General features: G+C 41.0%; 16 protein-coding genes. 7 read left to right on the top strand and 9 right to left on the bottom strand.

Annotation, left to right across the window (positions count from 1 at the left end; translation table 11 throughout):
• Window positions 1–7 precede the first annotated feature (7 nt).
• The 3 genes from AACS98_RS00535 (at window position 8) to AACS98_RS00525 (ending at window position 2,652) form a co-directional block, all read left to right on the top strand.
• Window positions 8–430 carry a tetratricopeptide repeat protein gene (locus AACS98_RS00535; protein WP_066374996.1) on the top strand — a complete coding sequence of 141 codons (423 nt, stop codon included), beginning with the start codon at window positions 8–10 and terminating at the stop codon, window positions 428–430.
• A gap of 160 nt (window positions 431–590) precedes the next feature.
• Window positions 591–836: a hypothetical protein gene (locus AACS98_RS00530; RefSeq protein ID WP_066374993.1), complete on the top strand. Its 246-nt coding sequence runs from the start codon at window positions 591–593 to the stop codon at window positions 834–836.
• A gap of 142 nt (window positions 837–978) precedes the next feature.
• The gene (locus AACS98_RS00525) at window positions 979–2,652 is read left to right on the top strand and encodes a bifunctional serine/threonine-protein kinase/formylglycine-generating enzyme family protein (protein ID WP_066374986.1); all 1,674 of its coding nucleotides are present in this window, start codon (window positions 979–981) and stop codon (window positions 2,650–2,652) included.
• A 459-nt stretch (window positions 2,653–3,111) separates the two neighbouring features.
• Here AACS98_RS00525 and thyD read toward each other — a convergent pair whose 3' ends face one another.
• The 3 genes from thyD to AACS98_RS00515 form a co-directional block, all read right to left on the bottom strand.
• Window positions 3,112–4,032, bottom strand: coding sequence for a thylakoid membrane protein ThyD (thyD, locus tag AACS98_RS00520; RefSeq protein ID WP_066374983.1), 921 nt, complete (start codon window positions 4,030–4,032; stop codon window positions 3,112–3,114).
• Window positions 4,033–4,145: 113 nt separating this feature from the next.
• Window positions 4,146–4,271, bottom strand: coding sequence for a hypothetical protein (locus tag AACS98_RS23555; RefSeq protein ID WP_255362681.1), 126 nt, complete (start codon window positions 4,269–4,271; stop codon window positions 4,146–4,148).
• Window positions 4,272–4,350: 79 nt separating this feature from the next.
• Window positions 4,351–5,487 (bottom strand): cob(I)yrinic acid a,c-diamide adenosyltransferase, encoded by a 1,137-nt coding sequence (locus tag AACS98_RS00515; RefSeq protein ID WP_066374981.1) that lies wholly within the window; start codon window positions 5,485–5,487, stop codon window positions 4,351–4,353.
• A gap of 222 nt (window positions 5,488–5,709) precedes the next feature.
• On the opposite strand from AACS98_RS00515, the gene fraC reads away from it, so the two are divergent.
• The 3 genes from fraC (at window position 5,710) to AACS98_RS00500 (ending at window position 8,169) form a co-directional block, all read left to right on the top strand.
• Window positions 5,710–6,249 (top strand): filament integrity protein FraC, encoded by a 540-nt coding sequence (gene fraC, locus AACS98_RS00510; RefSeq protein WP_066374978.1) that lies wholly within the window; start codon window positions 5,710–5,712, stop codon window positions 6,247–6,249.
• 31 nt (window positions 6,250–6,280) lie between these two features.
• Complete coding sequence (fraD, locus tag AACS98_RS00505; RefSeq protein WP_066374976.1) at window positions 6,281–7,312, top strand: septal junction protein FraD; 1,032 nt, start codon at window positions 6,281–6,283, stop codon at window positions 7,310–7,312.
• Window positions 7,313–7,395: 83 nt separating this feature from the next.
• Window positions 7,396–8,169, top strand: coding sequence for an ABC transporter permease (locus AACS98_RS00500; RefSeq protein ID WP_066374974.1), 774 nt, complete (start codon window positions 7,396–7,398; stop codon window positions 8,167–8,169).
• A 113-nt stretch (window positions 8,170–8,282) separates the two neighbouring features.
• Here AACS98_RS00500 and AACS98_RS00495 read toward each other — a convergent pair whose 3' ends face one another.
• The gene (locus tag AACS98_RS00495) at window positions 8,283–8,942 is read right to left on the bottom strand and encodes a pentapeptide repeat-containing protein (protein ID WP_066374972.1); all 660 of its coding nucleotides are present in this window, start codon (window positions 8,940–8,942) and stop codon (window positions 8,283–8,285) included.
• Window positions 8,943–9,559: 617 nt separating this feature from the next.
• Window positions 9,560–10,441: a carbohydrate ABC transporter permease gene (locus AACS98_RS00490; protein ID WP_066374968.1), complete on the bottom strand. Its 882-nt coding sequence runs from the start codon at window positions 10,439–10,441 to the stop codon at window positions 9,560–9,562.
• Between the two features lie 83 nt (window positions 10,442–10,524).
• Between AACS98_RS00490 and purN the strand changes: the two genes are divergently transcribed.
• On the top strand, window positions 10,525–11,172 hold the full coding sequence (purN, locus tag AACS98_RS00485; RefSeq protein ID WP_066374965.1) for a phosphoribosylglycinamide formyltransferase: 648 nt from the start codon (window positions 10,525–10,527) through the stop codon (window positions 11,170–11,172).
• 64 nt (window positions 11,173–11,236) lie between these two features.
• Here the strand turns inward: purN and AACS98_RS00480 are convergent, their stop codons facing one another.
• From AACS98_RS00480 to AACS98_RS00465, 4 genes are all read right to left on the bottom strand, one after another.
• On the bottom strand, window positions 11,237–11,818 hold the full coding sequence (locus AACS98_RS00480) for a CPBP family intramembrane glutamic endopeptidase (RefSeq protein WP_066374964.1): 582 nt from the start codon (window positions 11,816–11,818) through the stop codon (window positions 11,237–11,239).
• 72 nt (window positions 11,819–11,890) lie between these two features.
• Window positions 11,891–12,952, bottom strand: coding sequence for a DUF3326 domain-containing protein (locus tag AACS98_RS00475; protein WP_066374961.1), 1,062 nt, complete (start codon window positions 12,950–12,952; stop codon window positions 11,891–11,893).
• A 96-nt stretch (window positions 12,953–13,048) separates the two neighbouring features.
• Window positions 13,049–13,228, bottom strand: coding sequence for a hypothetical protein (locus AACS98_RS00470; RefSeq protein ID WP_066374959.1), 180 nt, complete (start codon window positions 13,226–13,228; stop codon window positions 13,049–13,051).
• A 461-nt stretch (window positions 13,229–13,689) separates the two neighbouring features.
• Complete coding sequence (locus tag AACS98_RS00465; RefSeq protein WP_066374955.1) at window positions 13,690–14,007, bottom strand: 2Fe-2S iron-sulfur cluster-binding protein; 318 nt, start codon at window positions 14,005–14,007, stop codon at window positions 13,690–13,692.
• Between the last annotated feature and the right edge of the window lie 369 nt (window positions 14,008–14,376).

Here is a 14,376-nt window from a genome sequence, read left to right as displayed (position 1 = left end):
ATATTGTATGACTCAAACAGTAGAATCCTTGTTTGATACAGGTTTGGAACGTTATAAAGCCGGAGAACCGGCGGCTGATTTAATTCCTGTGTTTAAGGAAGTGTGCGATCGCTCCCCTAAAGCCAGTGCTGCTTGGATTTGTTTAGCGTGGTTGTACCTACTGGAAAATAAACCCAACTTAGCCCTGAAAGCTGCCCAAAAAGCGGTCAAGTTAAATCCACAAGACCCCCAAGCCAGAGTCAATCTCGCTATAGCTATGCTGGAAACCAAAGAAAAAGGTGTGCGCCAACATATTGATATTGCACAGCAATTAATCACCATCAATCCAGAATGGCAGGAGGAAGTGCAAAATAGTATTGCAGATGGTTTCAGCCGTAAACCAGATTGGCAAAGTTTAGCAAAAGTTAAAGGCTGGTTGTTTGGGGAGTAGAAGCTAGGGGTTAGGGGGACAAATCAATTCAAAATTCAAAATACCCTGCGGGAACGCCAAAGGCGTACAAAATTCAAAATTAAATAAATAAATTTTCCACAGAATTCTTGACTTTTGACTTGTTTATACCCAGTCCCCAGTCCCCAATACCTGATGAATTATGAAAGATAAACTCTTAAACTGGCTGAATTTGATTTTAGTCGCGGATGTATTTTTGGTGTTGTTTGGCTTTGCTTGGTTTGCGATCGCAGTTATGGGTGATGCAGCCGGAGTCAATCTCGGTCTGGATTTGTGGCACAAACTCTGGCAACCTGTGTTTAACCCGGCTATTGGTATCCTCATGGGCGGTGCGCTGCTGAGTGGGTTAATCAGTTGGGTATCCAAAAAGTTTCTTTCTAGTCAGTAGTCATTAGGCATTGACAAGAAATAGATCCCCGACTTCTTTGAGAAGTCGGGGATCTGGTTATGCGCGACACAAATATCACTTGCCGAACCACCGCAGAATTTGCCACAATAAAGCCAAATTCCCTGCTACTAAGTCAAAAATCATGCCTAGCAATGGTGACATCCTACGTAACCGCTATCAAATCATCAAGCTCCTGGGAAGTGGTGGATTCGGTGACACCTATTTAGCTGAAGATTTGGGAATACCTATTAATCCTAAGCCTAAGTGCGTGGTTAAGCGGCTGAAAACTCACAACCTCACAGCCGAGCAATTAGATTGGGTGAAAAACTCCTTTGAGCAGGAAGCGGTAGCTTTGTACACATTGGGTAATCTTCACCCCCAAATTCCCAAGTTATCAGAATATTTTCAGGTAGGGAATGAATTTTATTTAGTCCAAGAGTTTATTGACGGGTATGATTTAACAAAACTCATTACCCTTGGGAAAAAACTCTCTGAAACAGAAGTTATCCAGCTTTTAGCAGAAATTTTAGAAGTGTTGGCTGTTGTCCACCAACAGAATATGATTCACCGGGATATCAGCCCCAAGAATATCATGCGTCGTCGTCTGGATGGGAAAATCATGTTGATAGACTTTGGCGCAGTCAAGCAGATAGTATTTCAGAAGTCTGGGCAAACTAGCTTGACTATGGGGGTAGGGACACCTGGTTTTATGCCTTTAGAACAATTTAATGGTAAACCGAAATTAGCCAGTGATGTCTACGCCGTCGGGATGGTGGGTATTCAAGCACTCACAGGTATACCACCACATTTATTAGAAGATGATGAAGATGGTGAAGTAATTTGGCAAAAGCACGTCAGTATTGATCAGCGATTTGCACAAATATTGAACAAAATGATCAGTCGTCGTGTGGCTCAACGTTACCAAAATGCAGCAGAAGCTTTACAAGCCATACGCTTATTAAATCAACCTCTTGCTCCCACAATTCTCAAACCAACCCTACCCCTCAAAAGTTTTTCTTTTGAAGTGGTAACGGTAAATGCAAGCGGAAACATCACCAACCGCCGCAAGCAGGAAGCAAAATATTTTGCAGAAGACTTGGGGAAGGGTGTCACCTTGGAAATGGTGCAGATACCAGGGGGAACTTTTATGATGGGTTCACCGGAAAGCGAAAAAGACCGACGTTCAAATGAAAGTCCTCAGCATCAGGTGACAGTTCCCGGTTTCTTCATGGGGAAATATCCAGTCACCCAAGCACAGTATCAAGCAATGATGGGGAAAAATCCTTCTTATTTCAAAGGTGATAACAGACCTGTAGAAACAGTGAGTTGGGATGATGCGGTAGAATTCTGTAAAAAACTGAGTCAGAAGACAGGAAAAACCTACAGACTACCCAGCGAAGCCGAATGGGAATATGCTTGTCGAGCAGGAACAACCACGCCGTTTTATTTTGGCGAAACCATCACCACAGATTTAGTTAATTACGATGGTAACTATACCTACGGTGCTGCACCCAAAGGTAAATATCGTCAACAAACAACAGATGTAGGAATTTTTCCGCCGAACTCTTGCGGTTTATATGATATGTGTGGTAATGTATGGCAGTGGTGTCAAGATATATATAATAGTAGTTACCAAGGTGCGCCGACAGATGGTAGTGCGTGGTTAACAGGTAGAGATAATAACTCAAGGCTGCTGCGTGGCGGTTCTTGGCTCAACCATGCTAGGAGTTGCCGTTCTGCCTTTCGCTTTAGCTATGCGCGCCACTATCGTCCCTTCGATGTTGGTTGTCGGGTGGTGGGTGTGGCGGTGGACTGAGGATTCCTTACCCTTTACACTTCTTATTATTTTCCCTTCTTTTCTTATTCCGCCTGACGGCGGATCGAAATTTTTTCAAAATCTGGTGTCTTGATATTGAGAATATTATACGCTTCATTCTGGAAATTTGTCAACTAAACCGAGTGGCGGTGAAAGATGGTAGGGGTGGGAGCAATGCTCATCTGAAGGAGAATCAGCCCAAATTTATATGACTTACGCAATATTTCACCAAACCCCTGATGATTACGTAGGGGTAATACCCTACGGAAAGCCTTCGGCTACATGAATTACCCCTACTGACGTGGCAAGCTTAAAATGTTGCATTAAAACTCTCTTGTGGGATGGGCATCTTGCCCGTCCGGTGCGGGCAAGATGCGCCCACACCACAAGAACTATATTTCTGCACTACTTTAGCCTTGCCACGCCAATACTTTCATGATGTTTTGGGTAAGTCCTGATTTACTTCAAAATTTCTTTGAGTGCTGGTTCTAAATTCGGGTATTGATACTGAAAACCAGACTCTAAGGTGCGTTTGGGTAAGACTTGCTGACCTTCTAATACTACACGCGCACCGTCTCCCAACATGGCTTCTAATGCAAAGCCAGGAACAGGTAGCCAAGAAGGACGATTCATGACTTTACCCATTGTTTGGCTTAAATCATTCATCCGTACAGGATTAGGGGCAGTAGCGTTATATACGCCTTCCATTTGGGGATTTGTTAAGGCTTGAATAATCAAGTTTACCACATCTTCTAGGTGAATCCAAGAAAACCACTGTCTACCGCTACCAATAGGGCCGCCAGCAAACAGTTTAAACGGGGTAATCATTTTACCCAAAGCACCACCTAAACCCAACACAATACCGAAGCGTAAAATTACTAAGCGGACACCAGCTTGTTTGACTTTTTCGGCTTCTGCTTCCCAAGCTTGGCAAACTTGAGCCAGAAAATCATTGCCTGGGGTGCTACTTTCATCAAAGGTAGCTGTTTCACTCGTACCATAATAGCCAATGGCAGAGGTATTAACTAACACTCTAGGCTTGGGGTTAGCTTTAGCTATGGCTTCGACTATTTTTTGTGTGCCTAATTTCCGACTGTTGAGAATTTCTTGTTCTTGTTGTGGTGTCCAGCGTTTTTCGGCTATTGGTTCTCCGGCTAAATGTACCACACCATCACACCCGGCAATTGTATCTTGCCAAGCACCGGATGTAGTGGGTGTATAGGCAACAATTTCTACATTGCTAAAAGCTTCTGCTGGAAACACTTTGCGAGCAGAAGCGGTGTTACGGGTTAATACTATTATTTGATGACCGTCTTTGTGGAGTCTTGCTACTAATTCACTACCTACAAATCCTGTTGCACCAGTAATTGCTATTTTCATCATGCACCTCAGCTTAACCCTTATTTTAAAGTTTTTTATCAAATTTTAAACTTATGTTGCACTATTGGGCATTGGGAAATGGGCATTGGGCATGAGGAATAGGACTATGCTGTTTACTTTTGGCGTTTAGTAGTAAAGATGGTGGTAAACATCATTAACATCCCACCAACCAGGATAATGGCTGCTAGTCCTCCTGTCACCCAGTCCAGTAGATTTTGATTTTCCATCAATGATTCCATAGTTCAGTAGTCCATAGTCAATAGTCCATAGTCAATAGTTTATAAGCTAATGACTAATGACTAATGACTAATGACTAATTTAAAAATCTACTCCGCGTTTGAGTTCTACACCGTGGTTAGCATAGTGTTTGTGACAGTAAACTTCTGAGTGAACGCTAGCTAAGTCAAAGTAGGCGGGGTGATTTTGGCATCGTCCGGTAATAATCACCTCGGTGTCGCGGGGTTTGCGAAGTAAAGCTTCAACTATGGGTTCAACGGGTAATAGTTCTAAGTCAACGGTGGGATTTAGTTCATCGAGGATGATGGTTTTGTAAAGTCCAGATGCGATCGCAGTTTTGGCAATTTCCCAACCACGTTCCGCTTCTACATAGTCTAATTCTTGCCGAGAATTACGCCAGACTATGGCATCTCGACCACAGCGTTGATGATCGACGACTTCAGGATATGATTGTCGCAAGGCGGCGATCGCTGCATCTTCTGTGTAACCGCTACCACCTTTGAGCCACTGCATAATCAATACACGGGTAGAACCAGGATGGTTGATACCTCTACCAATGGCTTGTAAGGCTTTACCTAAAGCACTGGTGGATTTTCCTTTACCTGCACCTGTATAAATTTCAATCCCGTTAATCAAGAGTTCTTGGGCTTTGGCGTGGTGTTGCGGTTTCATTTCGGAATGCAAATCCGCAATATCTAGTAATTGTTGCGGTGCAGCGCGTCCGGTGGCGATGATTTCTAACTCTTGGGGTTTAGATTTAAGTGTCCGTACTACTTCATCAACTGAGAGTAAACCTAAATCTAGAACGGGGTTAAGTTCATCCAAGACGACGACGGAATATAAACCAGAGGCGATCGCACCTTTGGCAACATCCCAACCTCGTGCAGCTTCGGCGCGATCGTAGGCTGTAATTTCTTCTGGGCCGAAAAATTCGGCTCTCCCTGTCCGTACTTGATCGATTAAATGAGGAAAACCGCGTTGTAAAGCAGCGATCGCCCCATCTTCATCATAATCCCGTTCTGGCCCTTTTAAAAAGCGCAGTAGTAAAACTCGGTTGTAATTACTCTGTGTATTGATTCCTAAGCCAATTGAGCGCAAAACCACGCCTAAAGCCGCTTGGGATTTTCCTTTACCCAAGCCATCATATACGTGTATTTGGCCAGTAAGCCGTTCTGAACGCACTTGCGCTGTGCGAATACCGATGCCGTTCCTTGTCATCTGTTGAAAAGCTATAACGTGGCAGTCTCTCATCTTACCGGAGGTGCTGCACAATCAGCCAGCATATCCAGTTGTACTCTTTGTGCGTGTGTGGGTATTTTAAGGATAAATTAGGGTATACTGACACACCAAGATAGCAAGCAGCACAGTCAGATAAATACCCCTAGTTTTCTCAATAGTACAGCTATCCTCTTTATAGTTTATCTTGGCTTTTGTATTTTTATGTTTGACGATTTGATTCTGCCTAGAATTTGGCCTATTGGTTTAATTTTGTTTAACTTTCTCTTTTTCTTGATTGCTATTCCCATTGAGGCTTATGTTTATCATAAAAGATTAAATTTTGATAAAAAAACCAGTGTATTTTATGCCATCGCTGTCAATCTCTTTTCTGGTGTTTTTGGTTGGCTATTATTCTTTTTTGTAGAACCTAGATTACCAATTCAGCTTCAAACCGAACTCATAAACTTTGTTTTTTTTAATAGCTTAAAATCAACTAACACACAAGGTGTATTAATTTTTACTACAATTACGATTTTCTTCTTTACCTTCTTAGTGAAGTTTTTTCTGTTAAGGTTTTTTGTGTTTCTCCTCAATGAAGATTTTACTAAAAAGCGAGAAGAACAACCAACATCTCCCCGTGCTAGATTGCGCTTCTTAACTAAAGCTCAATTCCAAAATACCAATTTAGTTACTACTACTATCATAGCTAATTCATTGAGTTACACTGCTATTACTATAGTTCTAGTGTTACGTAATAGGTAAAAATGTTTATCTTTTGCTCAAGGGTATCTCCATGAACTCATTTATCAAAGATATTTTCGGGATATTTAAAATATTTGAAGATGTTTACGCGCGCATCAAAAAGATATTAATTCCACCTAAAGCTTACTCCTGGCAAACCTTAATGTATTTAAGTGTTTTTTCCTGGGCATTATCTTATTTTGCCATAGGTTATGTCAGGGATATAATAGCATTGTGTGGCTGGTTATTTTTAATTGCGGGTACAGCTTGGTATACTACTGATGATCCTGTGAAAGTACCTGGAACTTATATGCCTCTAGGCGCAGTAATTACAGGGTTTTTAGTCAGTGTATTTGCCTTGGGAAATCAAGAAACTGGAATTACACCAATAGCAATTGTTTTTTGGCCGACAATAGCAGCATTAATTACAGCTATTCCTGAATTTATTGAAGGTAATGATATTGATTCTAAAGCGCGAGTTCCTAAACCAGAATCACGGCAAAAAATTATTATTTTAGTTGGTAGCTGTATGATTATTAGCTGCTGGCTTCAGTTTTATTTTGTTATGGATAAATGGTTACAGCAATATCCGAGTGTACTGGCTGATGATTTTCGGCGTAGTACCTTTGTAATTATCAGTGAAAAATCAGAAGAAATCCCAAAAAATGGCGTTTTGATTCTGAATAGACTGCAACCATTAGTAGAAGAACAAATAGCTGATAAACGTTGGTCAGAAGTTGAAAGATGGTTGCTAGAGGCAAATGTCAGATTAGCACAATTAGGTAAGCAAGTTTTAGAGCAAAATTTAGCCCAATATCAAGAAAAAGAAGTATGGCGTATTGAACCACGCGTAGTTAACACTAAGGCTGGGTATAGATTAGATTTATTAAGTATCTGGCTAGGGCCAAGTTCTAATGCCAATGGGTATTATTTGAAAAAATCATGCCAAATCGAACCAGTGGCTATAAGTACAGGCAATCGACGTACAAGTAATAGATTACCGGAAGATAAACCTACTGTAGCAGAAATCGATTGCGATCGCTTAAGTCAATTGATTCCAGGTGCGCCTCCACCGCAGCAGTAGGTAATAGGGAATGGGGGAGATGAGGCAGAAAACTAATGACTAATAACTAATGACTAATGACTAATAACTAATAACTAATAACTATGACGAGAACTTTTGTAATTGCCAAAAATGTCTTTCAGGAAGTGATACGCGATCGCATCCTCTATATTATCGGTTTTTATGCTCTACTCTTAGCTGTGGCTATCCGCGCTTTCCCTGAGTATGCAGCTAGTACCGAAGACAAAATGTTTTTAGATTTCGGTTTGGCGGCAATGAGTGCTATTAGTCTAATTGTGACTATATTTATCGGTACTGGACTTGTTAACAAAGAAATCGAAAAACGCACGATTCTATTATTAATTGCTAAACCTGTCAGCCGTGGGGAATTTATCGCGGGTAAGTTTTTGGGTTTATCGTCGGTTTTGGTTGTCTTACTTGCTAGTATGACAGCTATTTATATTCTGTTTTTGCAGTTTGGTAATATCGCTTATTCCATCACCAGCATTTTAATTGCATCGGTGTTTTTATGCTTGCAATTAGCTTTGATGGCTGCTGTGGCTATCACTTTTGGTGTATTTACTAGCTCTTTGTTAGCTGTATCTTTAACCTTTGCTGTATATTTAATGGGGAATATTACTGAGAATTTAGTACAACTGAGTCGGATGAGTCGCAATCCTGTAATGGAACGAATTACTAATATTTTGTATCTGATATTGCCAGATTTATCGCGACTAGATTTAAAAAATGATGCGGTTTATGGTTTGCAAGCAATACCGAATGCTACTACATTGATTGCCAATGCTGGTTATGGCTTAGTTTATATGATTATGTTGTTAGCGATCGCAATTTTTATTTTCTCACGTCGGGAATTTTAAAGGCTGAAAATCATACCAAGCTTATGTAATTTTATTCAAGCACATCAGGGCGGACTTTCCTGCCCACCCTACAAGATTTATTATTATCTACATTAGGAATATATCCTAGTGCATCATTGAACAATGGCTATTTGAGGGTTGTGAATTTTGCCATCTGGCATAATTGTATTCCGCAACTTAGCAAAAATAATTTTGGTGTCTCGCAGGGTTGCATCACTCAAGTTAGCCTGGGTTAAATTTGCCCATGTCAAGTCAGCAGCAGTTAAGTTTACCTGAGTTAAATCAGCTTCGAGTAGGTTAGCCCCGCATAACTTGGTGGCTGTGAGATTGGCTTGAGTTAAATTAGCTTCAATTAATGATGCTTCTATTAACTTAGCCTGACTTAAGTTGCTTTCCCTCAAATCAGTCTCACATAAAGAAGCACCCCAGAAATTTGTACCACAACATTGCGATCGCCACAAAAAAGCTCCGCATAAATTTGCAAATGTTAAATCAGCATCATTTAAATTAACTTCTGATAACGAAGCTTCATCTAACTTAGCTTCACGCAAATTAGCTTGCTTTAAATTCGCACCGTTGAGGTTAGCACCTGTCAAGATACAACCGCATAAATTAGCGTAGCTTAAATCAGCACCAATCAAATTAATCCCAGTTAAATCTACCCCGGCTAAATCAATACCGCTTAAATCACAGCCACTAAAATCTCGACGCTGACAAAATTTGTCTTTGATTTGACTCAATACTGATTCTTGTTTGTCAGCAAAATTCTTCATTGTGTTTACCTCAAAGTGTCAATGTTTACAAAAATCAGTTATTAAACTTGCTGTTTACCGAGATGACACCCACAAAAAAAAGTCAGTCTTACACTCAAAAAAATCCCAAGTGATTAAAAAATTTGGCAGTACGAAAAATTATCCTTGACAAGCTATTTTAGCGACATACAACGCTGATTTAAGTCAGGAAAAATTGATAATGTCAAAGAATTATATACTGAGAAATCATTTAATTAATGCAGTATACAATTTTTAGCAGCTTGCAAGCGGTTAATTTGGCAAACCTTTGAAATATCAAAGCTGCGTGTAATTATTACTTGTATTGAAAAAAATAATTTTTACTTAAAATCTTTCTTGAGAGGGATTGCTTTTTTGTGGAAATAAGTTAACAGTCCTACAAAAATTCTAGTAGCTGATAAAACATTAAAAAAACGTGAATTCGATGAACCTCTCCCCAACCCCTCTCCGACGCGGAGAGGGGCTAAAATCTGCTGAGGTTTCAACGAAAAATAAAGCTTTGAAAGCCTCTCTCCTTGTAGGGGAGAGGTTTGGAGAGGGGTTTTTCAATTCGTCGAACTCACATTAAAGAAGACAGGAAAATATCTAGAGACGGTTGTTTATTCTTCTTCCCAGGTTTGTAATTGCCAATAAACAAGTACAAGAGTAATGCCTAACAGCACTGTAGCGGCTGCGGCTGCATAACCAAAATCGAATTGAGCAAAAGCTTCTTGATAAATATAATACACGAGTAAATTAGTAGTATTCAGGGGGCCGCCACCTGTGACTACATAAACTGTTTCAAAACTCCGTAAGGTAAAAATAGAGGTGGTAATTGTGGCAAAAATTAAAGTCGGTCGCAAACCGGGTAAAGTAATATGCCAAAATTGTTGCCAACCGTTAGCACCGTCGAGTTCTGCGGCTTCGTAGCGACTGGGGGGAATAGTCTGTAAACCAGCCAAAAACACCACCATATTAAAACCCAGTTGCTTCCAAATAGTCATAATAATTATTACAGGCATTGCCCAAAATGTATCTCCCAACCAAGAAATTGGCGCAATACCAAATAAATTTAACAATTCATTCACGGGGCCTGATGTTTGAAATAACCAACGAAATCCTAAACCGGCGGCTACTAGAGAAATAATAGAAGGTAAAAAATAGGCACTGCGGAGAAAACCGCGCAAGGCTAGAGAACGATTTAATAAAGCTGCCAAACCGATGGGAATAACTAAACTCGGAATTAAACTGGCAAGGGTAAAATAAACTGTGTTGCCGATAACTTGCCAAAAATCAGGGTTGAGGATTAAACGCCAATAGTTTTTCAAACCTACCCAATAAGTACCTCTAGAGGTGAAACTCCCAGCAGTAAAGCTGAGGTAACACAAATAGGCAATCGGCCAAATCACAAATAAACCTAACAAAATTAGGGCAGGTGTGAGAAAAGTCCAGGCGGCAAATGTATCATTGTCTAACCATGAGTTGGTGTATTTTTTTGGCATGAGCATTTTCCTCTTGGCGATTTAGCTACTGTATTGACAGCTTTGTAATTTTGAGTTTTGATTTTTGAATTGTTGAATTGCTTATGAACCTCCGCCTTGATTCTACTTTGAGCCTTGTTTCTCCCAGCGTTAATACTCATCACCTAGCTCAAGACGCTCCTTTAAAATTGGGGATAATGGCTTCTGGTAGTGGCAGTAATTTTGAAGCAGTTGCTCAAGCGATCGCCGATAAACAACTTAATGCCCAAATTCAAGTTTTAATTTACAATAATCCCCAGGCTAAAGTCGCAACTAGAGCCGCCGACAAGGGCGTAAAGGCGGTTTTGTTGAATCACCGCGAATATAAAAGCCGTGAATCTTTTGATCAGGAAATTGTCAATACTTTACAGCAATATGATGTAGATTGGATAGTTTTAGCGGGTTGGATGCGTGTTGTGACATCTGTTTTGATTGATGCTTTTCCCAATAAAATTATTAATATTCACCCCAGCCTATTACCTAGTTTCAAAGGCATTCACGCTGTTGAACAAGCTTTGCAAGCTGGGGTAAAAATTACTGGTTGCACAGTGCATTTAGTTTGTTTAGAAGTCGATAGCGGCCCGATATTAGTGCAAGCAGCCGTGCCAATACTACCAGACGACACAGCCGAAACCCTCCACGCCAGAATTCAAGTCCAAGAACATCAGATATTACCACAGGCGATCGCGATCGCAGCAGGTGTAGCAGTGTAGGGGAGCAGAGGGAGCAGGGAAACTAACAACTAATGACTAATGACCAATGACCAATGACTAATAACTATGAATTCTGAAGTTTCCACAAACAGCTAGAAACCCAATTTGTCATCATATGAGCAACAATTGGCACTAACAAGTTACCACTCAACAATGCGCTGTATCCCAGTATTATACCAATAATGGTAGCCCAAATTACATAAGGCCATTGTTGAGAACCGCTCAGATGCAAAATGCCAAAGCACACACTAGAGCCAATTACAGCGAAATGATCCAGCCCTAAAGCGGGTAACATCACACCGCGAAATAATAATTCTTCACTTAATCCCGGTAGCAAACCTAACCAAATTAAATCCGGCCATACTAAAGGTTTCAGCACTAATTCTAAGTAATAGTCTGCACTTTGGCGGTATGGCGGGTATAAGCGATAAGCCAGCCCACTCAAAACTGTAATCATTACACCCACACCCAACCCTAAAGCAAAGTCTCTTGGATACCAATGCCATTCAAATAAGAGAAAATTGCCCAAGCGTAACCACACTTTGGCAACTATCCATAACAGGGTTGCAGTTGCTCCCATCGCCACTAGCACTTGGGTGCGGGTTAAGTATGGAATTTCTGGATCTTGTTTTTTTTGTTCAACCACGGGAGTTTGGGGAATGGGGGAGATGAGGGAACGGAGGAGAGAAACTAATGACTAATAACTAATGACTAATGACTAATGACTTTCTTCTAAAGGAGATATTTTAGGAATTAGGGAAGCTGGGTTTATACCTGCTTTGTGGGCAACTAAAACACCTACGGCTTCTAAATATGAGTTTACTTGTATAGATTTTATGCCTAAGCTTTGGGGTGTGACTTTGACTTGGGTGTGATTTTCCTCAACGGTGATGATTTGACATGGCTTTTGGCTGAGGCTGAGTAATGCACTACTGCCGCAAGCTGTGGCTGGCATAATTATCGCATCTACTTGTCCCGCCCAAATATCAGCAGCGTAAGATGCAGTTAATTCCTTTTCTAATATAAATTGTGGGGCGCGACTCAATCCTACAAGTACGCTTGGTAAAAAAGTATAACCTATTTCTTCCGCAGCCGAACGGGGGGCTAAATTTGGCTCTGGAGGTTCAGCAGCTAGGGCGGGTGCATGGGCGCAGGGAATTTGCCAGTTTTTAACTACTAAATGGCTAATTACGGCTTCTGCTCCGGCAATGGGGTCTACACCTTCACCAAGGCGGTAGTTCTGCACTGCTTCCTCATCCATATTATCAGGGAAACGGGCGACGACTGCGATCGCCTCTGCTCCTGCTTGTTTAATTAATGTTTCCGCCCCCCGCAATAAACTATCTGGGTTGCCTATTGTTCCCCAACTTGCCCCCGATGGTGCGGTGCGTAATTCTACGTTTAAGGGGGCATCGGTAATTACATAATCTGTTAAAGTTAAGCCCAAAGTCGCCCGTGCTGCGTCGGCTGTTTGTAGGTGTCTGAGCCTTAACTCTGGTTCAATTCCCTGGTCTAAAAGTAAACCGATTTTGTTGTTGCGGACAGGACGCAACCCCCAGCATCCGGCGGCGAATTTGTCAAGCCCGTAGCCTTCCACATAGAAAGCGTTGGGAATATTCCAGTACAAACTTGCACCATTGAGGACATTGGGATGAGTGATCAGGCGATCGCAAACCTGTGCTATTAATCTAGCAACGGGTATACCATCTCCTGCATAACCACCAATCGCCGCACCAACGCCAGTTGGTATAATCAGGATAGCTGTGTAGGGACGATTCATTTTGAGACTTGAGTGCTGAGTTAATCTAGGTTAAAAATTATTACGGATTAATTTATTTAATTCAAGTTCTAGTTACTCAGCACTCTTGTAAACGAATTATTGCGCTTGTGTAGTCACCACAGCTTCCACAGTCGCCTTTTCCTTTTCAGAGTCTACAGCAGTAACAGCCCAGCGTAGGGGTTCTCCCTGCTTTTTCAACTCTGCTTCAATCACTTGTTGTAACTCGGTGGGTGTTTCTTGAAGGTCAATTTCTGCGGTAATAAAATGAGTAGTCATGGCTATCAATCAAGTTGATTTGTAGATTCTAGATTAACCGATTTCAGCCGCAGTGAAACACTCTTCTGATTGAGAGGCAGCAGGTTTGATTTTTCCATAAAATGTATTTGTAGTAGCGTGGCAAGGCTAAAGTAGTGCAAAAATATAGTTTTTGTGGTGCGGGCTTCTAGCCTGCACCGGACGGGCAAGATGCCCATCCCACAAAAGAGTTTTAATGCACAAATTTAGCTGTGTCAGTCCAGTAGGGTGAGTTAGCCACAGCGTAACGCACCAGAATCTCAACAAGGGTGCTGTACTTTCCGCGAAAAAGAACTCTCCGTATCTATGAAAAATCAAATAGTAATCATATATCTTATTGATTTGTAACAGTAATTGGTAATGATGACAATCAGTAATTTGCATTTTAGGCAATTAATCCTGACAGTAAAAAATTACCAATTACCGACATCAAACCATTGGTATTACTTACCGAATTGCAACTGATAAACAGTGTCTTCTTTTTCTGTTTCAATTTTCAAATCAGAACGGGGATAGGCGACACAGAGCAAAGTATAACCTTGTTTTTGTAAATCAGGACTAACGCCCATACCATCAGTTTGATCTACAGTTCCGCCGTTAATAATTTTCGCTGCACAAGTGGTGCAAACACCTGCATGACAAGAACTGGGCAACTCTAAACCAGCAGCATCAGCTACGGATAAAATGGTTTCGTTTTCAGGAACTTGTAATATGTAAGTTTTGCCTTGGTGAAGAATTTCAACAGTGTAAGTTTGAGACATATACCAAACCAGAGTGAAGCAGACAAATGTAATATTTTATCGTAAATTTTGCCGAAAAATCAAATTCAGCAAGGCAACTAAAGGAATAGTTTTCAAATAGCTATAAACGCAAAAGTAGCTATACAGTAATAATTATATAGCGTTTTCTAGTCTCACGAGGTACAAATTTATCTGCGTTTATCTGCGTGCATCTGCGTTTAATTCTGACTGACTGTACCGCACGGGAATGGAAATTGCTATAAGTCCTTGCTAGACACAAAAAATCAAGTCAGGAATCTCACTTTCTATCTAGTTCGACTGGGGAAGAGTGATGAGGTGGTATTCTCATCCTACATAGGAAGTGATGATAAATTTTGACGAACCTTTGCT

Source organism: Anabaena sp. CA = ATCC 33047, assembly GCF_963870205.1.
In the GTDB taxonomy this organism is placed as follows: Bacteria; Cyanobacteriota; Cyanobacteriia; order Cyanobacteriales; family Nostocaceae; genus Trichormus.
Note: the sequence above shows the minus strand (reverse complement) of the source record. Positions and strands in the feature narration are given on the sequence as shown.